The organism is Rhizobium sp. YS-1r, from assembly GCF_000757525.1.
Lineage (GTDB): Bacteria > Pseudomonadota > Alphaproteobacteria > Rhizobiales > Rhizobiaceae > Neorhizobium > Neorhizobium petrolearium.
This window is the reverse complement of the sequence record NZ_JPYQ01000025.1, coordinates 75,310-94,512: the sequence shown is the minus strand read 5'-3', so window position 1 is coordinate 94,512 and position 19,203 is coordinate 75,310. Positions and strand designations below refer to the sequence as shown.

13 protein-coding genes are annotated in these 19,203 nt (G+C 61.2%); 6 read left to right on the top strand and 7 right to left on the bottom strand.

Features of this window, described 5'->3' with window-relative positions:
• Positions 1 to 63 precede the first annotated feature (63 nt).
• Complete coding sequence (locus tag JL39_RS18840; RefSeq protein ID WP_037154075.1) at positions 64 to 4,824, top strand: NAD-glutamate dehydrogenase; 4,761 nt, start codon at positions 64 to 66, stop codon at positions 4,822 to 4,824.
• A 36-nt stretch (positions 4,825 to 4,860) separates the two neighbouring features.
• Positions 4,861 to 6,261, top strand: a complete 1,401-nt coding sequence (locus JL39_RS18835) for an MFS transporter (RefSeq protein WP_052182983.1) — start codon at positions 4,861 to 4,863, stop codon at positions 6,259 to 6,261.
• Positions 6,262 to 6,269: 8 nt separating this feature from the next.
• Here the strand turns inward: JL39_RS18835 and purH are convergent, their stop codons facing one another.
• From purH to htpX, 4 genes are all read right to left on the bottom strand, one after another.
• Positions 6,270 to 7,886, bottom strand: a complete 1,617-nt coding sequence (gene purH / locus JL39_RS18830) for a bifunctional phosphoribosylaminoimidazolecarboxamide formyltransferase/IMP cyclohydrolase (RefSeq protein ID WP_037154366.1) — start codon at positions 7,884 to 7,886, stop codon at positions 6,270 to 6,272.
• Between the two features lie 166 nt (positions 7,887 to 8,052).
• Positions 8,053 to 9,735 (bottom strand): heparinase II/III family protein, encoded by a 1,683-nt coding sequence (locus tag JL39_RS18825; protein WP_037154071.1) that lies wholly within the window; start codon positions 9,733 to 9,735, stop codon positions 8,053 to 8,055.
• 99 nt (positions 9,736 to 9,834) lie between these two features.
• Positions 9,835 to 11,136 carry a transcription antitermination factor NusB gene (locus tag JL39_RS18820; protein WP_227704618.1) on the bottom strand — a complete coding sequence of 434 codons (1,302 nt, stop codon included), beginning with the start codon at positions 11,134 to 11,136 and terminating at the stop codon, positions 9,835 to 9,837.
• A gap of 95 nt (positions 11,137 to 11,231) precedes the next feature.
• Positions 11,232 to 12,206: a zinc metalloprotease HtpX gene (gene htpX / locus JL39_RS18815; RefSeq protein WP_037154067.1), complete on the bottom strand. Its 975-nt coding sequence runs from the start codon at positions 12,204 to 12,206 to the stop codon at positions 11,232 to 11,234.
• A gap of 111 nt (positions 12,207 to 12,317) precedes the next feature.
• On the opposite strand from htpX, the gene JL39_RS18810 reads away from it, so the two are divergent.
• The 3 genes from JL39_RS18810 to JL39_RS18800 all read left to right on the top strand — a co-directional run bounded on the left by JL39_RS18810 (position 12,318) and on the right by JL39_RS18800 (position 13,390).
• Positions 12,318 to 12,536, top strand: a complete 219-nt coding sequence (locus JL39_RS18810; RefSeq protein ID WP_037154064.1) for a DUF1674 domain-containing protein — start codon at positions 12,318 to 12,320, stop codon at positions 12,534 to 12,536.
• Between the two features lie 104 nt (positions 12,537 to 12,640).
• Positions 12,641 to 13,087: a thermonuclease family protein gene (locus tag JL39_RS18805; protein WP_037154062.1), complete on the top strand. Its 447-nt coding sequence runs from the start codon at positions 12,641 to 12,643 to the stop codon at positions 13,085 to 13,087.
• 72 nt (positions 13,088 to 13,159) lie between these two features.
• On the top strand, positions 13,160 to 13,390 hold the full coding sequence (locus JL39_RS18800) for an excalibur calcium-binding domain-containing protein (protein WP_037154060.1): 231 nt from the start codon (positions 13,160 to 13,162) through the stop codon (positions 13,388 to 13,390).
• Between the two features lie 35 nt (positions 13,391 to 13,425).
• Here the strand turns inward: JL39_RS18800 and acs are convergent, their stop codons facing one another.
• Positions 13,426 to 15,378: an acetate--CoA ligase gene (gene acs / locus JL39_RS18795; RefSeq protein WP_037154057.1), complete on the bottom strand. Its 1,953-nt coding sequence runs from the start codon at positions 15,376 to 15,378 to the stop codon at positions 13,426 to 13,428.
• Between the two features lie 221 nt (positions 15,379 to 15,599).
• Here acs and JL39_RS18790 point away from each other — a divergent pair, with 221 nt between their 5' ends.
• The gene (locus JL39_RS18790) at positions 15,600 to 16,310 is read left to right on the top strand and encodes a DUF1013 domain-containing protein (protein ID WP_037154054.1); all 711 of its coding nucleotides are present in this window, start codon (positions 15,600 to 15,602) and stop codon (positions 16,308 to 16,310) included.
• A gap of 71 nt (positions 16,311 to 16,381) precedes the next feature.
• On the opposite strand, the gene JL39_RS18785 is transcribed toward JL39_RS18790, so the two are convergent.
• Together JL39_RS18785 and JL39_RS18780 are read right to left on the bottom strand one after the other, a co-directional pair.
• The gene (locus JL39_RS18785) at positions 16,382 to 18,319 is read right to left on the bottom strand and encodes a propionyl-CoA synthetase (protein ID WP_052182982.1); all 1,938 of its coding nucleotides are present in this window, start codon (positions 18,317 to 18,319) and stop codon (positions 16,382 to 16,384) included.
• A 97-nt stretch (positions 18,320 to 18,416) separates the two neighbouring features.
• Positions 18,417 to 19,079: a YggS family pyridoxal phosphate-dependent enzyme gene (locus tag JL39_RS18780; RefSeq protein WP_037154050.1), complete on the bottom strand. Its 663-nt coding sequence runs from the start codon at positions 19,077 to 19,079 to the stop codon at positions 18,417 to 18,419.
• Between the last annotated feature and the right edge of the window lie 124 nt (positions 19,080 to 19,203).

The window sequence follows — 19,203 nt, the reverse complement described above, 5'->3', positions numbered from 1 at the left end:
GTTGCCGCATGATGACATGAGATGAATTTATTCGATCTTTGAACGGAAAAAGGGGAGAGGGGCATGGCCGCCAGGCAGAATCCGAAGCGGGAAAAGCAGATCGAAAGCGCACGCAAAATCGCCGCTGAAAGCAAGGGACCGCATCTCGATCCGTTCATTCTGTTTGGCCGGGCCAGCAATGACGACCTTGAGAACTATACGCCCGAAATGCTGGCCCGCTCGGCGAGACATGCGGCCGAACGGTTGCAGGCCTGGACACGGATCCGGGCGGATATCACGGTGGAGACCTTGTCCGGCGTTGAGCCGAACAGCGTGCCGGTTTCGGTGCTGACCGTCGTTGACCGGAACATGCCCTTCCTCTTCGATTCGATCATGGGCGAGGTGACCGCGACCCATCGCGACCTCTTCATGGCGGTCCACCCGATCCTCAATTTGGAGCCGGGAAAAGAACCGGTTCTGCGTTCCAGCGAGCAGCCCGGGAATCCGGCTCATCATGTGAGCCTCATCCAGATCCACATTGCGCCGCTGAACCGGGAACAGGCGACGGCGCTCACCGAGCGTATCCGCCACATCCTCGACCAAGTGCATCTGGCGATCACCGATTGGGCCTCCATGTTGGAGGTGCTGGAGGGGGCAGCAAAGCAGCTCAACAATTCCGCGAGCCGTAAAAAATCTGATCGGGAGGAGGCGCTCGCCTTCCTTGACTGGCTACGCGACGACAATTTCACCTTCCTCGGCATGCGTGAATACGTCTATTCCGGCAAGGGCCCGGAAGCGAAGCTCGAACGCGGCAAGGGCCGCGGCTTGGGCATCCTTTCCGATCCGGACGTTCTCGTGCTGCGCCAGGGCAAGGACGCGGTGATGACAACGCCGGAAATCCTGGAATTCCTCGACGGACCGGATTTCCTCATCGTCACCAAGGCGAATGTGAAATCGGTCGTCCACCGACGAGCCTATATGGACTATGTCGGCGTCAAGCGCTTCGATGAAAAAGGCGAGGTCGTCGGCGAATTGCGCATCGTCGGTCTTTTCACGGCGACGGCCTACACTCACTCCGTTCGCGAAATCCCGCTTCTGCGCGCCAAGGCGGCCCGGATCGAGGAGCATTTCGGCTTCGACCCCGACAGCCATTCCGGCCGCATGTTGGAAAACACGCTGGAATCCTATCCCCGCGACGACCTTTTCCAGATCGATCCGGACCTGCTTGCGAGGTTTTGCGAGCAGATCATGGAACTGAGCGAACGCCCCCGCGTCCGGATATTGCCGCGCATCGACCATTTCGACCGTTTTGTCTCGGTGATCGTCTATGTGCCCCGCGAGGACTATAATTCGCTGGTCCGCGAGAAGGTGAGCGATTACCTCGCCAGTGTCTATGACGGCCACGTCTCCGCCTATTATCCGGCCTTCCCGGAGGGCGGGGTCGCGCGCGTCCATGTCATCATCGGCCGGCGCGGCGGCAAGACGCCACGAATCGCCCAGGTGAAGCTGGAAGAGGCGATCCGCCTGATTGCCACGCCCTGGGAAGAACGTTTCGCCACGCTGGCGAAAGAAGGCCCGCGCCTTTCCGTCACTCAGGCCTTCCAGGAGACCTTTACCCCCGAGGAAACCTTTGCCGACCTGCCCGATGTTGCCGCCTGCGCCGCCGGCGAGACGATCCGCATCGCCTTCTACCGCCGCCCGGACGAGGCCGCAAACACCGTCTCGCTGAAGATCTTCCACAAGGATCAGCACTTGTCGCTCTCCCGACGAGTGCCTTTGCTGGAAAACCTCGGATTCCATGTCGTCAGCGAGCAGACGTTCGAAATCCATGTCGGGCCGGAAAGCAAGCTCGTCGTGCTGCACGACATGGAATTGCAGCTTGATAACGCCCGCGCGGTCGATCTTTCCCGCGAGGGGCCGCTGCTCGAGGAGGCATTCCTGTCCGCCTTCGGCGGCCTGATCGATAACGATGGCTTCAATCGGCTCGTCCTGCTCGCCGGTCTTTCAGCCCGCGAAGTCACGGTCTTGCGCGCCTACGCCAGATATCTGCGTCAGGCCGGCATCGTCTACTCGCAGACCTATATCGCCGATACGCTCACCAGATATCCGGCGATCGCCGCCGCCATCTTCCGCCTTTTCCGCGACGGCTTCGATCCGAAAATTGCCGAGAAGACCCGCGCCAAGAAGCTCGCGGATATCCATGCGGAGATCGAGGAGGCGCTTTCCAGCGTGCCCAACCTGGACGAGGACCGGACATTCCGCCGGTATGTCAATGCGGTCGATGCGACGCTGCGCACCAACTACTTCCAGCGTGAGGCCGACGGTTCCACGAAGAAGATGCTGGCGTTCAAGCTCGATCCGAAATTGCTCGACGGCCTGCCGGAACCGCGCCCCTTCCGGGAAATCTTCGTCTACGGCACGGAAGTGGAGGGCGTACACCTGCGCTTCGGCAAGGTGGCGCGCGGCGGCATCCGATGGTCCGATCGCGGCGAGGACTATCGCACCGAAATTCTCGGCCTCGTGAAGGCGCAGCAGGTCAAGAACGCCGTCATCGTGCCGGTCGGCGCGAAGGGTGGCTTTTTCCCGAAGGCGCTGCCTGCGGGCGGCTCGCGTGAGGAAATCTTCAATGCGGGGAAAGAGGCCTACAAGACCTTCATCCGCACGCTCCTCTCGATCACCGACAACATCACCGGTGCGGACGTGGCCGGCCCGGAAAACACGATCCGCATCGATGGCGACGATCCCTATTTCGTCGTGGCGGCCGACAAGGGCACGGCGACCTTCTCCGACACAGCCAATGCTCTGGCGCAGGAAGCCGGCTTCTGGCTGGACGACGCCTTCGCCTCCGGCGGTTCCGCAGGCTACGATCACAAGAAGATGGGCATCACCGCTCGCGGTGCCTGGGAGGCCGTGAAACGGCATTTCCGGGAGAGGGACATCGACATCCAGACGACGCCGTTCACCGTCGTCGGCGTCGGCGACATGTCGGGCGATGTCTTCGGCAACGGCATGCTGCTGTCGCGTAAGATCAGGCTCGTTGCCGCCTTCGATCACCGCGACATCTTCATCGATCCCGATCCGGATACCGAAAAGTCGTTCGCCGAGCGGGAACGCCTGTTCGCGCTGCCGCGCTCGAGCTGGCAGGATTACGACCGCAAGGCGCTCTCCGAAGGCGCGATGATCATTTCCCGTTCGGAAAAGTTGGTAAAGCTGACTAAGGAAGCCGCAGCGGCAATCGGCATCGACAAGACGGCCGCAACGCCCTTCGAAATCATGATGGCGATCCTGAAAAGCCCGGCCGACCTGCTCTGGTTCGGCGGCATCGGCACCTACATCAAGGCGGCGTTCGAGACCGATGCCGAAGTGGGCGACCGCGCCAACGATCCGATTCGTATAGCGGCCGACGAAGTGCGCGCCAAAGTGATCGGCGAGGGTGCCAATCTCGGCATGACCCAGAAGGGTCGCATTGCCTATTCGCTTGCCGGCGGCCGCTGCAATTCCGATGCGATCGACAACTCCGCCGGCGTCAACTGCTCCGACGTCGAGGTCAACATCAAGATTGCGTTGAATTCGGCCATGCAGGATGGACGCCTGACGCGCGACAAGCGCAACCGCCTCCTGGCCTCGATGACCGACGAAGTGGCCGGCCTCGTCCTTCGCAACAACTATCTCCAGCCGCTGGCGATCTCGCTGGCGGAACGGAAGGGCCTCGCCAACCGGGAGGAATTGTCCCGCCTCATGTCCGTGTTGGAGGCCCGGGGTCACCTGAACCGCAAGGTGGAAACCCTGCCGGACGATGCCGAACTCGCGGAACGGTATCTGTCCGGTCGGCCGCTCACCAGGCCGGAAATCGGCGTGCTGCTCTCCTACGCGAAGATCATGCTTTTCGATGCGCTGGTCGAAAGCAGCCTTCCGGATGATCCCTATTTCTCCGCGGTGCTGCAGGCCTATTTCCCGGCCAGAATGCAGAAGCCTCATGCGGCTGATATCGCAAACCACCGCCTGCATCGCGAGATCATCGCCACCGTGCTCGGCAACGAAGCGATCAACCGCGGCGGGCCAGGCTTCATACAGCAGATGAGCGACATGACCGGGGCCACGGCCGCGAATATCGTGAAAGCTGCCTTCTTGGCGCGGGACGGTTTCGACCTGCCGAAGCTCTGGGCCGAGATCGACGCGCTGGACGGAAAGATTGCCGGCCAGACGCAGAACGATCTTTACGCCCGGATCAGTGAAATCTTCGCGGAAGCCACGCGGCTCATCCTTCAGACACAGGTCGGTACGGGCGACATGGATGGGGCGATGAGTCGGCTCAAGGCTGCGATCAAAGGATTGCGCTCCTCGATCAACGGCGCTGGCGCCGTTGAAATGGCCGCTCGTGCCTCTGAGCTTGAAGCCCAGGGCGTTCCCGCTTCGCTCGCCCGGGAGGTCACGCTGCTTTCGATCCTTGTCCTAGTGCCCGAGATCATGCTGATCGCCGACCGGACGGGCGAGACCATGGCGCGCGCCACCGAAAGCTATTTTTCGGCAACCGAAACCTTCCGTGTCAACCGGCTCCTCGCGGCCGGCAGCCGGATCGGCACGTCGGACCACTATGAAAGCCTGGCGCTTTCCCGCAGCCTGCAGCAGATCGCTGCGGCCCGACGCGATATCGTCATCGCCGCGCTGGCCGCCTATCCGAAGGAAAAGAAGCCGCTGGAAGCCTGGGTGAGCAATGATCGCATGCACGTGAACCGCATCGGCGCCGAACTGGTGGCATTAAGCGAAAGCAGCGATCTGACGCTTCCCAAGATCATGGTTGCGGCGGGCCTGCTCAGCGATCTTGCGCATGGCCCGGTGGCGTAGCGCGGGTGCTGAGAGGTGGCTGACGTGGGGGAAAAGATGGCCGTTTCTCACATGGATAATGCGCCGGTGAAAACGCAACGGCGCGGTATCTGGGGCTGGATGCTCTTTGACTGGGCGGCGCAGCCGTTCTTCACGGTTGTCACCACCTTCGTCTTTGGCCCCTATTTCGTGTCGCGCCTGACCAGTGATCCGGTTTCAGCGCAGGCCGCCTGGAGCAACATGGCGACGATCTCCTCGATCGTCATCGCCATCCTCTCACCGGTCCTGGGCTCGATCGCCGACCAGTCCGGTCCCCGCAAGCCATGGATCGCCGTCTTCGCCGCCATCAAGATCACCTCGGTCGCCCTGCTCTGGTTCGCAGCTCCCGGCTCGCCGATCATCTGGCCGATCTTCTTCATGATCTTCGCTTCGATCGCCGCGGAATTCTCGACCGTCTTCAACGATTCCATGATGCCGCGCCTGGTTTCCAAGGACGAAATCGGCAAGATTTCCAACATTGCCTGGGGTCTCGGCTATCTTGGCGGCATGATCGTGCTGATGGCGGTCGTCGCACTGCTCGCCGCCAATCCGGAAACCGGCGTGACGCTGATCGGCCTGCCGCCGCTCTTCGGCCTCGACCCGCATCTTGGCGAAGACGCCCGCATCACCGGCCCCATATCGGCCCTCTGGTATTTCCTCTTCATCCTGCCGATGTTCCTCTTCACACCGGATGCGGGAAGGGGCGCACCGCTCGGCAAGGCCGTCCGCTCGGGCCTGCGCGAACTCGGCGGCACCTTGCGGGAACTGAAAAGGCGGACCGGCATCACGAAATTCCTGGTCGCGCGCATGCTGTATCAGGATGGCGTCAATGGCCTGCTCATTCTCGGCGGGACGTTTGCGGCCGGCATGTTTGGTTGGGCAACGATCGAGATCGGCATCTTTGGCATCATCCTGAACGTCGTGGCGATCTTCGGTTGCATCGCGGCCGGTTGGTTCGATCGATTCCTCGGATCCAAGGTCGTCGTGATCATCAGCCTGATACTGCTGCTTGTCGCAACACTCGGCATCATTTCCACAGGCCCGGGCTTCGTCTTCTTCGGCCTTCTCCCGCTCTCGATGGAAGACAGCGGCGGTCTGTTCGGCACGGCCGCAGAAAAAGCCTATATTCTCTTCGGGCTGCTGATCGGCCTCGCCTTCGGCCCGGTCCAGGCTTCATCGCGATCCTATCTGGCGCGCAGCGTCAGCCTATCCGAAGCTGGCCGTTATTTCGGCATCTACGCGCTTTCCGGCCGCGCCACGAGCTTCATGGCAACGCTCTTCTTCTCGATAGTGACCTATGCCAGTGGCTCTGCCCGGCTCGGCATGTCGACGCTGATGATCTTCTTGCTGGCCGGCCTGGCGCTCCTGCTGATCACACCCTATCCCGCCGATAAGCCGAAGCAGACTCCGGCTCAATAGCTTCGGTCCTAGTGCCGGAAATGCCGCATGCCGGTGAAGACCATCGTGACATTGTGCTCGTCGGCGGCGGCGATCACCTCCTCGTCCCGCATCGAGCCGCCTGGCTGGATGACGGCCGTAGCACCAGCCGCGATCGCCGACAGCAGCCCGTCTGCAAAAGGGAAGAAAGCTTCGGACGCGACAGCCGATCCCTTGGTCATCGGCTCGGCCCATCCCATGGCCTTGGCCGCCTCTTCCGCCTTGATGGCGGCGATGCGGGCGGAATCGACCCGGCTCATCTGGCCGGCGCCGATACCGGCTGTCTGGCCGTCCTTCGCATAGACGATGGCGTTTGACTTCACGTGCTTTGCCACCTTGTAGGCGAACTTCATGTCTTCCAGTTCGGTTGGCGTCGGCGCGCGCTTGGTGACAACGCGCAGGTCGATGTCCTCGATCATGCCGTTGTCCCGGGTCTGGACGAGGAGGCCGCCGGAAACGGTCTTGGCCGTGATACCCCGCGAACGCGGGTCCGGCAGGCCGCCGGTCACCAGCAAGCGGAGGTTAGGCTTCTTGGCAATCACCGCTTTCGCCTCTTCCGAGACTTCCGGCGCAATGATGACTTCCGTGAAGAGCTTCACGATTTCTTCGGCCGTCTCGCCGTCGAGGAGTTGGTTGAGTGCAATGATGCCGCCGAAGGCAGATGTGGAATCGCAGGCGAGGGCGCGGAGATAGGCATCCTTCAGCGTCGGGCCGGTCGCAACGCCGCAGGGGTTGGCGTGCTTGATGATCGCACATGCGGGACCTTTGCCCTGCGAGAACTCCGCGATCAATTCGAAGGCGCCGTCGGTATCGTTGATATTGTTATAGGAAAGCTGCTTGCCCTGCAGGAGCTTGGCGGTCGCGACGCCTGGGCGGTTCTCGCCGGTCACGTAGAAGCCGGCGCTCTGGTGCGGGTTTTCGCCATAGCGCATTTCTTCCTTCAGAACGCCGCCGATTGTCCGGTAGCGCGGCATTTCAATGTCGAGCGCCTCGGCAAACCAGTTGGAGATTGCCGTGTCATAGGCAGCCGTACGGGCATAGGCCTTGGCCGCCAGCTTCTGGCGGAAAGCGTAGGCCGTCTGGCCGTCGCTGGTGCGCAGCGCCTCGATCACTGCCGGATAGTCGGACGGATCGACGACAATCGTTACATAGGCATGGTTCTTGGCGGAAGCACGGATCATCGCCGGCCCGCCGATATCGATGTTTTCGACCGTTGTCGGATAGTCGCCGCCGGCGGCGCGCACTTCCTCAAATGGATAGAGGTTGATGACGGCGAGATCGATGCCTTCGATGCCGTGTTCCTTCATTGCTGCCACATGCTCCTGATCGTCACGGATGGCCAGCAATCCGCCATGCACGTTCGGATGCAGGGTCTTTACCCGGCCGTCCATGATTTCCGGGAAACCCGTGACCTCCGAGACGTCCGTGACCGGCAGGCCGGCGGCCGCAATCGCCTTGTGCGTCCCGCCCGTCGACAGGAGTTTCACACCCTGGGCGACCAGCGCCTGGGCAAGTTCGACAATGCCTGTCTTGTCGGAGACAGAAAGCAGCGCGGTCCGGATTTTCACGCGGTCGGGAGCAGGGATTTTCTTGGAAACGACAGCCATCGGTCTCTCCTCAAAATGCGCCGCTGAACCCGGCGCCATCAAAAGATGGCCGCCGGTTAGCATAGGTTCGCTCCTGAGGAAACGCCTAATCCATCTCCCCCGGAAGTGCGGGCCGGTTTCGGCATAACGACAGGTAGAATAACAAGAGATTGAACCGCGCTGCGCGTTAATCTCCTCGCCTCAGCATCCAGCGGATTTCCGATGTCTCCGGTGGCGAAAATTCGATGACGAGCTGCTGACTCGGCCTGACGCCGGAGACATCTGCAAAGAAGATATCCTCCTCTATCAGCACATCGAGACCGGGGGCGGCAAAAATCCAGGTCTCGCCATCCGGCGCCCGCATGACGACGCTTTCCTCATCGCGCCGGGAAAGCACGATAGCCGGATGGATATGAAAACGCGCCGCGGCCGCGAATGGCCCGTTTTCGGGTCCTTTGCCTTCCGGCAGGAACAACCGGTCATGGCCCTTGATCTTGTCGCCCTTGACGTTGAGACCGATCTCACGTTCGTGAAAATAGCCGAACTCGCGCACATAGCCATTATGGCGAGCGCGCAGCCAGTCGTTGCCATGCATATCGTCCCACCGCTCGACCTCCACCTCCGATACGCCGCCGAGCAGGATCGGCCCGGCAAACTTGGAGCGGACGATGCGGCTGGACGAAGTCTCGTTGAGTGTCACGGTCGAATGGGCAGCCGTCGACCGGGCGACCTGCCGGTAGCTGCGGCTGGCATATTTTGGTGCTCCGCAGTTAACGATGAAGCGGTGCCGACCGGCTGACATCTCGAAGGAAAGACAGCCGGCATGCGCACAGCGCGAAAGTTCGGCGGAAAGCGAATGCCCTGTATCAACGATCAGCGTGGTCCCTTCCACCGAAAGCCGGTGATAGTTCATGTGCGGCAGGGCCTTGAATGGCTTGCCTGCGGTCTCGTCATATCTCAGGACCGACATCAGCTCGCTCGCTGGCGTCGAACTCGCTCCGTTGAACAGCGCAAGGTCACCGTCCTGATGCCGGAAGAACCGAAGCGCCGGATACATGCGGTCGATCGTCGGAATGAGTTTCTGCGGTAGATCGTGGCCGAGGTTGATATAAGTCTGGCGAAGAGGCAGGAGATCGATCAGGAGATTGAGGACCGCGCGGGGATTGCGCGATATGTGGCCGCCATCCGCCATGATCTGCCGCTCCAGTTCGCGGTCGAGCCGGATGCCCTCGCGACGTATATGGGCGGCCCGCGCCGGCATCGAAACCGAAGCCATCGCAAGCGCGATCCTGAGTCTAAGCCGCGTCTCGCCTTCTGGCAGGCAGCCGGCTATCTTCCTTAGGTATCCGACCTGGTAGGCAAGGCTTCTCATGAAGCGCCGATAGAATCCCGCCTCCGCTCCCTGCAGCACCACGGTTGAATGAGAGAGCCAGGCGATCACCCGTTCTGCTGCGACATTCGCCTCCCAGGCAATGCCTTTCGGACGCCGGCCATGCAATGCGATCCAGTCTGACACCATCTGCCGTGCATGGGCGCAGGTTGCTTCCGTCTTGTTGGTACGGATATGCCTGAGCCAGGCAAAGGAATGCAGCCGCTCGGCGAAGGCCCGGGACGGAAGCTCGATGGAAAAGGGCGACTCACCAAATGTTTCGAGAATTCTCCCGGCCAGCGGGAAACGATCTTCCAGGATTTCTTCCGCCACGAAAGAATCGAGCGCCCTCAGATCCGTCGGCGCGACAATCAGCCTGTCCGGCACCTGAAGGGCAGAAGATGTCACAGCCAGACGAATTCCGGCAGACCGCCGGCAAAGGCGGCGCCAGATTTCCCGAATGCCGTAGGAGAAAAGCCTCCGGCGATCCGCGAGCCGCATCGTCAATCTGGAACACTCCGCAGGAATCCGGTCTCCGCCTGTCGGCGGGAATCACTTTAGATCATTCGAAAGAATGCGCGCCGTATGGTGAATAAAGCCTTACCGACGCTGAAGCACACTCGCGAAGAACCCGTCCATGCCGCCCGCAAAATTTTCGTCGCCTGGCAGCATGGCCGGCGTGGTGCGGAATTCTCCGAGTGGCGAGATTGCTTCTCCAAGCCCTGGCCAGTCCCTGGGATCTACGGGCAAACGCTGCAGGTCCGGATGATCCCCGAGCACGCGCGCAACCAGTTCCTCTCCCTCAGACGGATCGAGAGAGCAGTTGGAGAAGACGATCATGCCGCCCGGCTTCACCAGCGTGACGGCGTGGCGCAACATCCTTTCCTGCAATGCAGCGAGCTTGGCGATATCCTCCGGCCCCTTGGTCCAGAGCACGTCCGGATGCCGGCGCGTCGTGCCGGTGGAGGAACAGGGGGCATCGAGCAGCACGCCGTCCAGCGGTTCCTCCGGGCGAAAATCGAACAGATCGCCACCCACCAGATCGGCCTGGAGCCCGAGTCGCTTCAGGTTTTCCTCAAGCCGGACAAGCCGGTTGGCGGACTGCTCGACCGCCATCACGTGGGCGCCGGCAAGAATGAGCTGCGCCGTCTTGCCGCCCGGCGCCGCACAGAGATCGGCCACCTTTTTCCCCTTGAGATCGCCGAACAGTCTGGCGGGAATGCTCGCCGCCGCATCCTGCACCCACCACGCTCCCTCTTCGAACCCTTCGAGCGCGGACACCGCCCCCTGAAAAGCGGCCAGCCGGACGCTGCCGGTCGGCAGGACCTTGCCGCCGAGTTTTTCCGCCCAAGCTTTGGGATCGGATTTCACCGTCAGGTCGATGGCCGCAGGCACGAGTTGCGCCTCCGCGATGCGCTCGGCCTCTGCCTCGCCATAGGCGGCGACGAGCCGCTCGCGGAACCAGGGTGGCACCGGCGAAACCGCGGCGGTCTTCGAGAGCATCTCCTCCCTCTCCCGCACCATCCGGCGCAGAACCGCATTCACCAGCTTGGCGAAACGGCGGTTACGGGGATCGCGATTGGCCTGCTCGACGGCGAGGTCGACCGCCGCATGCGAGGGAACATCGAGATACAGGATCTGCGCGGCGGCCGCGACGAGCACGTGATGAAGCGCACGCGCGCCTTCCGGCAGGGGATTATCGATTAGGGAAGCGATCGCCGCTTCTATGCGGGGCAGATGGCGGAGCGCAGAGGTCAGGATCGCTCGCGTCAGCGCCCGGTCGGCGTCATTGAGCGCCCTGTAGGCGGGATTGCCATGGACCGGATCGAGCATGCCATCGAGCGAAATCTTTTTATCGACGACGGCCGCCAGCAGTTTGGCGGCCGTGGCTCGAACCTCCAATCCGGGCTTCGGAAGGCTTTCGCCTCCAGCAGTGGGGGCCGTTTCTCTGCGGTATCCCGGTGGTTTGGAAGGTTTCTTTTTTTTCTTCTTGTCGTTCAAGACCAGGGACCTTTGCGCGGTTCGTCCGAGCCGCGGCCCCAGCCGGAATTTGAGCCGGTATTCGGGACGGAGCGCGCGGTGCGCTGCGGTCTATCAGTCCCGAACCCGGCCGTCGAGGTGGCCTGGCGGAACTCGCCCGCCATCTGCTGCAGGGCGGCGATACGGTTTTCCGTATTCGGGTGCGTCGAGAACAGATTGTCCATGCGCTCGCCCGAGAGCGGATTGATGATGAACATATGAGCTGTCGCCGGATTGCGCTCGGCTTCATAGTTCGGGATCACATGTGCCGCATTGGCGATCTTGGCGAGCGCCGAGGCCAGCCAGAGCGGGTTGCCGGAGATTTCCGCGCCGCGCCGGTCGGCCGAATATTCGCGCGTGCGGCTGATTGCCATCTGCACGAGCATCGCCGCAAGCGGTGCGACGATCATCGCCACCAGCACGCCGATGAATCCGAGCGGGTTGTTGTTGTCGCGATTGCCGCCGAAGAAGAAGGCGAAGTTGCCGAGCATGGAGATTGCGCCGGCAAGTGTCGCGGTGATCGTCATGGTCAGCGTATCGCGGTTCTGGATATGCGCGAGCTCGTGCGCCATCACACCGGCGACCTCTTCATGCGTCAGGCGCTGCAGCAGCCCGGTCGATGCGGCAACGGCGGCATTCTGCGGGTTACGGCCGGTCGCAAAAGCGTTCGGCTGCGGATTGTCGTAGATATAGACCTTTGGCATCGGCAGGCCGGCATTGGCCGCAAGATCGCGGATCATGGTGTAGAATTCCGGCGCGGTGCGCGCATCGACTTCCTTGGCGTGATAGGCCGAAAGCACGAGCTTGTCGGAATTCCAGTAGGAAAACACGTTCATGCCGGCAGCGATCAGCAGGGCGATCATCATGCCGCTCTGCCCGCCGATCAGGAACCCGACCCCCATGAACAGGGCCGTCATGAAGGCCAGAAGCATGGCGGTGCGTATCATGTTCATCGTCATCTCTCCAGTTGCCGGTATTACGAGGGGTTTTACCATGCCGGCGAACGTCCTATCATGTGGTCAATTCAACCACAGTTTTCAATAAACCATCCAGTGATGGAAAAGATGCAAGATCCAGACAACGACAACATCGGGAAGACACCGGAAGAGAGCGCTGCAGGGAAACCGCTATCGCCCGCGGCGCAACGCGCCCTGAAGGAAGCCGAAGAACGCCGGCAAGCTGCCGCCAATGCGGAGATGCCGAAGGAAATCGGCGGCCGCGGCGGCGCGGACCCCGCCCGCTTCGGCGACTGGGAGATCAACGGCCGCGCAATCGATTTCTAGGGCGGAACGCAGGAGGGTGTCAGCTGTGTTTTGGCGACACCTCGCTTTATGGATAAGTAAATATTCCTATTGACTTGAGTCATGGATCGGAATTTATTCCTTTCATGATCAAGAGACTTCTGATTCTCGCTGGTTTCTCCGCGGTGCTCACCACCGAAGCCTCGGCACGCGACGAGATTTCGGGACCGGTCGCCGCCGAAATTCTGCGCGTGATCGATGGCGATACCCTGCTTGTCGAGGCGCAGCCCTGGCCGCAGCAGAAGATGGAAGTCTATGTCCGCATCCGCGGCATCGATACGCCGGAGCTCCGTTCCAAATGCGCCAAGCTCCGCCGAATTGGCCTTGATGCTCAGCATGCGCTGCAAATGCTCGCAGGCGCATCACGTCAAATTCAGCTCACCCGCATTTCAGGGGACAAATATTTCGGCCGCATCGTCGCCGACGTCACGCTTTCCGATGGCCGGAGCGTCGCCGACAATCTGCTCCTCGCCGGTCTGGCGCAGAGCTACGACGGCGGACGCAAGCCGCGACAGGTTTGCGAGACGAATTGATTCAACCTTGAGATTTAAGCAGTTGCTTGAATTAGGTAGCGCGCAAACTTACCCTTCCTGCAGGGGATAAGTATGAAACGGCCGACAATCTTGATCTGTATCCTGACCGCTCTTGCAGCCTCGACAACCTATGCCCAGAGTTCGCGAAAGAGCTGCAAGCAGGTCGACAGTTGTGAGGAAGCGGTCGAGATCTGGTGCGAAGGATATCGCCGGGCCGATGCGGACAAAGACGGCATTCCCTGCGAAAACATCTGCCATACGCGGGAACAAGTCGAAGAAATCCGATCCCGCATCGGATGCTGAAAGGCCGCCCGGAGATCCAGGCGGCCTTCCTGTGATCAGCCCGCCTTGTTCTGGCGGTTGGCGATCAGGTCGTCCACGACGGCTGGATCGGCGAGTGTCGACGTGTCGCCGAGCGAGCCAAAATCGTCCTCGGCGATCTTGCGCAGGATGCGGCGCATGATCTTGCCGGAGCGGGTCTTTGGCAGACCGGGCGAGAACTGGATCTTGTCCGGCGTCGCGATCGGGCCGATTTCCTGGCGAACATGCTTGGCAAGTTCCTGCCGCAGCGCATCCGTGCCGTCGTTGCCGGCCATCAGCGTCACGTAGCAATAGATGCCCTGGCCCTTGATATTGTGCGGATAGCCGACGACCGCGGCCTCCGACACCAGGTGATGCGAAACGAGCGCCGATTCGACTTCGGCCGTACCAAGGCGGTGACCGGAGACGTTCAGCACGTCGTCGACGCGGCCGGTGATCCAGTAATAGCCGTCCTCGTCGCGGCGGCAGCCGTCACCGGTGAAATATTTCCCCTTGTAGGTGGAGAAATAGGTCTGCACGAAGCGGTCGTGATCGCCATAGACCGTGCGCATCTGGCCCGGCCAGCTATCGGTGATGCAGAGATTGCCGTCGGCAGCACCTTCCAGAACATTGCCCTCGTTGTCGACAAGCTGCGGCTTGATACCGAAGAAGGGTTTGGTGGCCGAGCCCGGTTTCATGTCGGTCGCACCGGGCAGCGGCGTGATCATGTGGCCGCCGGTTTCCGTCTGCCACCAGGTATCGACGACCGGGCAGCGCCCGTCGCCGACGACGTTGTAATACCATTCCCAGGCTTCCGGGTTGATCGGCTCGCCGACCGTGCCGAGCAGGCGCAGGCTGGAACGCGAGGAGCGTTTCACGAATTCGTCGCCGGCGCCCATCAGCGATCGGATTGCCGTCGGCGCCGTGTAGAAGATGTTGACCTTGTGCTTGTCGACGATTTCCCAGAAGCGGCCCTGGTCCGGGAAATTCGGCACGCCCTCGAACATCAGTGACGTGGCGCAGTTCGCAAGCGGGCCATAGACGATGTAGGAATGGCCGGTCACCCAGCCGACATCCGCCGTGCACCAGTAGATGTCGCCGTCGTGATAATCGAAAACATATTCGTGGGTCATTGCCGCGTAGACAAGATAACCACCGGTCGTGTGCAGCACGCCCTTGGGCTTGCCGGTGGAACCCGACGTGTAAAGGATGAAGAGCGGGTCTTCGGCCTTCATCTTCACCGGCTCGCAATGCGGCTTCACGCTGGCGATTTCCTGGTGATACCAGAGGTCGCGGCCGGGCGCCCAGTTCGTCTTGCCGCCAGTACGACGCACGACGAGCACCTTGTCGACCGTCACATACTGCCGGGCAGCGATATGGATGGCGGTATCGGTATTTTCCTTGAGCGGCACCGGCTTGCCGCCGCGCACGCCCTCGTCGCAGGTGATGACGAAGGTGGACTCGCAGTCGACGATGCGGCCGGCCAGTGCTTCAGGCGAAAAGCCGCCGAAGACCACCGAGTGGACCGCCCCGATGCGGGCGCAGGCGAGCATCGCATAGGCCGCTTCCGGGATCATCGGCATGTAGATGGTAACCCGGTCGCCCTTCTTGACGCCGTGCTTCTTCAGCACGTTGGCCAGCCGGCAGACCTGATCGTAAAGCTGGTTATAGGTGATCTTCTTGTCGATATAGGGGTTGTCGCCCTCCCAGATCAGCGCGGTGCGCTCCCCATGCGTCTTCAGGTGGCGATCGATGCAGTTGTAGGAGACGTTGGTGAGCCCATCCTCGAACCACTTGATCGAAACCTTGCCCTTGAACGACGTGTTCTTGACCTTGGTGTAAGGCTTGAACCAGTCGATGCGCCGACCGTGCTTGCCCCAGAACTTGTCCGGATCTTCGATGCTCTCCTCATACCACTTTTCGTATTTTTCCTTGTCGATCAAAGCACGCGCTTTAACGGGCTTGAGCACCGGATAAATTTTTTCGGACATGAATACCTCCCATTCGAAATGCCGAAGCCAAGGTCAGACTTTAGCGATTTGTGCCGCATTCATAACAGGTGGAGCAACCCGGACAATTAGACGAATGGTCATTTTGTTTGAGATTTGCAATTCTGACCCATTCCGGTTATAGAGCCACATGAATTCCCGGAAATTGTGGTTGATACCCACGGCCCGCGACACCGGCGCGGACGGACAGAGGAACTATACCTATGGCTCAACAATTGCTTATGCCGAAAGCGACTGCGGTCTGGCTGGTCGACAACACGGCCCTTTCCTTCGACCAGATCGCCCAGTTCTGCAAGCTGCACCCGCTCGAAGTGAAAGCAATTGCCGATGGCGAAGCGGCGCAGGGCATCAAGGGCCTCGATCCGATCGCCACCGGGCAGCTTTCCCGCGACGAGATCGCCCGGGGAGAGGCGGATGTGAACTACAAGCTGAAGCTTTCCGAGCCCAAGGTACGCGTGCCGGAATCGAAGCGCCGCGGCCCGCGCTATACGCCGGTCTCCAAACGCCAGGATCGTCCGAACGCAATCCTCTGGCTGGTCCGCAATCACCCGGAACTCAAGGATGCCCAGATTTCCCGCCTCGTCGGTACCACCAAGTCGACCATCGAACAGATCCGTGAGCGCACCCACTGGAACTCGGCCAACCTGACGCCGATGGATCCCGTCACCCTCGGCCTCTGCAGCCAGATTGATCTCGACCTGGAAGTGGAAAAGGCTTCCAAGGGCCGACCGCTGCCGACCGCCGCCGAACTCGGCGCATCGTTGCAGCCCGCGTCCGAAACCGAGAATCTCGACTTCGGTTATCGCAGCGAGCGCGAGGAAGAAAAGGAAATCGATGCGGATGCGGTTTTCGCAAAGCTCAGCTCGCTGAAATCCAACCGCCGCGAAGAGGATGAAGAAGACGACCGCTTCTGAGCGGACTGTCAAATTCCCGGCGACAGACACGACAAGCCCCGGAACACTTCCGGGGCTTGTCGATGCGGATCTCAGGCGGTCTGTTTGAGGCCGCCTCCCTCATGCGCATAGCCGTTCGCCTTCAGGATCGCGGTGATCTCGTCAAGGATCGCCGGATCGTCGATCGTCGCCGGCATTTTCCACGGCATTCCGTCGGCGATCTTCTGCATCGTGCCGCGCAGGATCTTGCCGGATCGTGTCTTGGGCAACCGGTCAACGACCATCACCGTCTTGAAGGCCGCAACCGGACCTATTTCATTCCGAACCAGTTCCACGACCTCTTTTTTGATCATCGCATGGTCGCGCGTGATGTTGTGCTTCAATACCACGAAGCCGCAAGGCACCTGTCCCTTCAACTGGTCGGCAACGCCGATGACGGCACACTCGGCGACATCCGGATGCATGGCACAGACCTCTTCCATCGAACCCGTCGAAAGCCTGTGCCCGGCGCAGTTGATGACATCGTCGGTCCGGGCCATGACGAAGACATATCCATCCTGGTCGATCATGCCTGCATCGGCAGTCTTGTAGTAGCCCGGAAACTCTTCCAGGCACGCCTTGCGGAAGCGATCGTCGGCCTCCCAGAAGCTGACGAGGCAGCCAGGCGGCAAAGGAAGCTTGACGGCGATATTGCCGAGCGTGCCGGGCGGCACCGGATGTCCGGCATCGTCCAGAACGTCGAGCGCATAACCCGGCATCGGTCGGGTGGGCGAGCCGTGCTTGACCGGCATGAGGCCAAGACCGGCCGTGTTTGCGGCAATCGCCCAGCCCGTTTCCGTCTGCCACCAATGATCGATCACAGGGATTCCGAGCTGCTGTTCTGCCCATTTCAGTGTTTCCGGATCGGCGCGCTCCCCCGCAAGGAACAGCGCCTGCAGGCTGGAAATGTCGTACTTTGCGATATACTCCCCTTCCGGATCTTCACGGCGGATCGCGCGGAATGCCGTCGGCGCCGTGAAGAGGACTTTCACTCTATGCTCATTGATTACGCGCCAGAATGTGCCGGCATCGGGCGTGCCGACCGGTTTTCCTTCGAACAGTACGCTCGTCGTGCCCGCCAGTAGCGGCCCGTAGACGATGTAGGAATGGCCGACCACCCAACCGATGTCCGAGGCCGTCCAGAAGACATCGCCAGGCTTCAGGCCGTAGATATTCTCCATGCTCCAGCGGAGTGCCGCCATGTGTCCGCCATTGTCGCGCACAACGCCCTTCGGCTGACCGGTGGTTCCCGACGTGTAGAGGATATAGAGCGGATCGGTCGCCTTGACCGGTACGCAGGGCACTTGCGTGCCGTTGACTTTTTCCGCCTCGATGGCCTCGGCGAAATCCCGGTCGCCGTGTTCATAACGCAGCGGCGCATGCAACTGGTCGCGCTGCAGGATCAGGCAATAGTCGGGCTTTGTTTTCGCCATATCCACCGCCTGATCGAGAAGCGGCTTGTAGGCCACCACCCGCCCGGGCTCCAGACCGCAGCTTGCGCTGATCACCACCTTGGCCTTGGAATCGTCGAGCCGAGCAGCCAGCTCATGGGCCGCGAACCCGCCGAACACAACCGAATGGATCGCTCCGAGCCGCGCGCAGGCCAGCATGGAAAATACCGCTTCGGGTATCATCGGCATGTAGATGATGACCCGGTCGCCTTTTTCGACGCCATGGTTACGCAGCACGGCGGCGATCGCCTGGACCTCCGACAGCACCTCGGCATAGCTGAAAGTCTCCCTGGCGCCCGTCATGGCACTGTCGTAGATAAAGGCCGGGACTTTACCTTGGCCGGCAGCGACGTGTCGGTCGAGGCAGTTATAACAGGTGTTCGTCTCGCCGCCGGGGTACCATCGTCCATAGACGCCCTGGTCCTTGACGAAGATCGCCTCCGGCTCTTTGAACCAGTCGATCGCAGCAGCAGCTTCGCGCCAGAAATTTTCCGGATCCTTCTGCCAAGCCTCGTAGACCTTGAGATAACGGCTTTGCATCTGCACCTCCCGCAATAAGCTAGCCTAGATCAGCCAATCTAGGGTGCGGGAGGAGTGGGGGAAACCCCGACGAAAGCGCTAGGGACTTGACAAAAATCTATTCTCGCGCGCCGAAGATCGCCGAGCCGACCCGAACGCTGGTCGCTCCGAATTCGATGGCCGTCTCAAAATCTCCGGACATGCCCATCGAAAGCTTCTCGACGCCACTTTCCCGGGCGAGCCTGGCGAGGAGGGCGAAATGCGGCCCGGGATTCTCTTCCGCCGGCGGAATGCACATCAGCCCTTCGATCGAAAGGCCGAGCTCTTTTCGGCAGAACTCCACGAAACGCGAGGTCTCTTTTGGCTCGATACCAGCCTTTTGCGGCTCCAGCCCCGTATTCACCTGAACATAGAGGCGGGGCGTCCGATTCTGCTTTTTCATCTCCTCAGCGAGCACCCGGGCGATCTTTTCCCGGTCGACAGTCTCGATCACATCGAACAATGCGACAGCATCGGCGGCCTTGTTGGATTGCAGCGGGCCGATCAGATGCAGCTCGATCTCCGGCGTCTCGGCCTTCAGGGCGGGCCATTTGCCCTGGCTTTCCTGGATCCGGTTCTCACCGAACACCCGCTGGCCTGTGGCAATGACCGGACGGATATGCTCGACATCGAAAGTCTTGGACACGGCCACGAGGGTCACCGAACCGGCTGGTCGCCTGGCCTGACGCTCCGCCTTCTCGATCCGCGCTTTCACATCCTGCAGCCGTTCCTCGACACTCATGATCCGACCTTCCGTATTGCTTGCGAAGAGAGCGATTAACTCTCATATAGGGCTCTGCCAAGGCCTTCCGTCCGAAACTTGCCCCCTTCCCGGCCCCGAAAACTTGACGCTTGCTGGGTTTCAT

Excerpts from the sequence above, each read along its gene's own strand:
- JL39_RS18790 (WP_037154054.1), top strand. The coding sequence starts at position 15,600 with ATGGCTCAACAATTGCTTATGCCGAAAGCGACTGCGGTCTGGCTGGTC.
- acs (WP_037154057.1), bottom strand. The coding sequence starts at position 15,378 with ATGTCCGAAAAAATTTATCCGGTGCTCAAGCCCGTTAAAGCGCGTGCT.
- JL39_RS18810 (WP_037154064.1), top strand. The coding sequence starts at position 12,318 with ATGCAAGATCCAGACAACGACAACATCGGGAAGACACCGGAAGAGAGC.
- htpX (WP_037154067.1), bottom strand. The coding sequence starts at position 12,206 with ATGAACATGATACGCACCGCCATGCTTCTGGCCTTCATGACGGCCCTG.
- JL39_RS18780 (WP_037154050.1), bottom strand. The coding sequence starts at position 19,079 with ATGAGTGTCGAGGAACGGCTGCAGGATGTGAAAGCGCGGATCGAGAAG.
- purH (WP_037154366.1), bottom strand. The coding sequence starts at position 7,886 with ATGGCTGTCGTTTCCAAGAAAATCCCTGCTCCCGACCGCGTGAAAATC.
- JL39_RS18805 (WP_037154062.1), top strand. The coding sequence starts at position 12,641 with ATGATCAAGAGACTTCTGATTCTCGCTGGTTTCTCCGCGGTGCTCACC.
- JL39_RS18825 (WP_037154071.1), bottom strand. The coding sequence starts at position 9,735 with ATGCGGCTCGCGGATCGCCGGAGGCTTTTCTCCTACGGCATTCGGGAA.
- JL39_RS18835 (WP_052182983.1), top strand. The coding sequence starts at position 4,861 with ATGGCCGTTTCTCACATGGATAATGCGCCGGTGAAAACGCAACGGCGC.
- JL39_RS18785 (WP_052182982.1), bottom strand. The coding sequence starts at position 18,319 with ATGCAAAGCCGTTATCTCAAGGTCTACGAGGCTTGGCAGAAGGATCCG.
- JL39_RS18840 (WP_037154075.1), top strand. The coding sequence starts at position 64 with ATGGCCGCCAGGCAGAATCCGAAGCGGGAAAAGCAGATCGAAAGCGCA.
- JL39_RS18800 (WP_037154060.1), top strand. The coding sequence starts at position 13,160 with ATGAAACGGCCGACAATCTTGATCTGTATCCTGACCGCTCTTGCAGCC.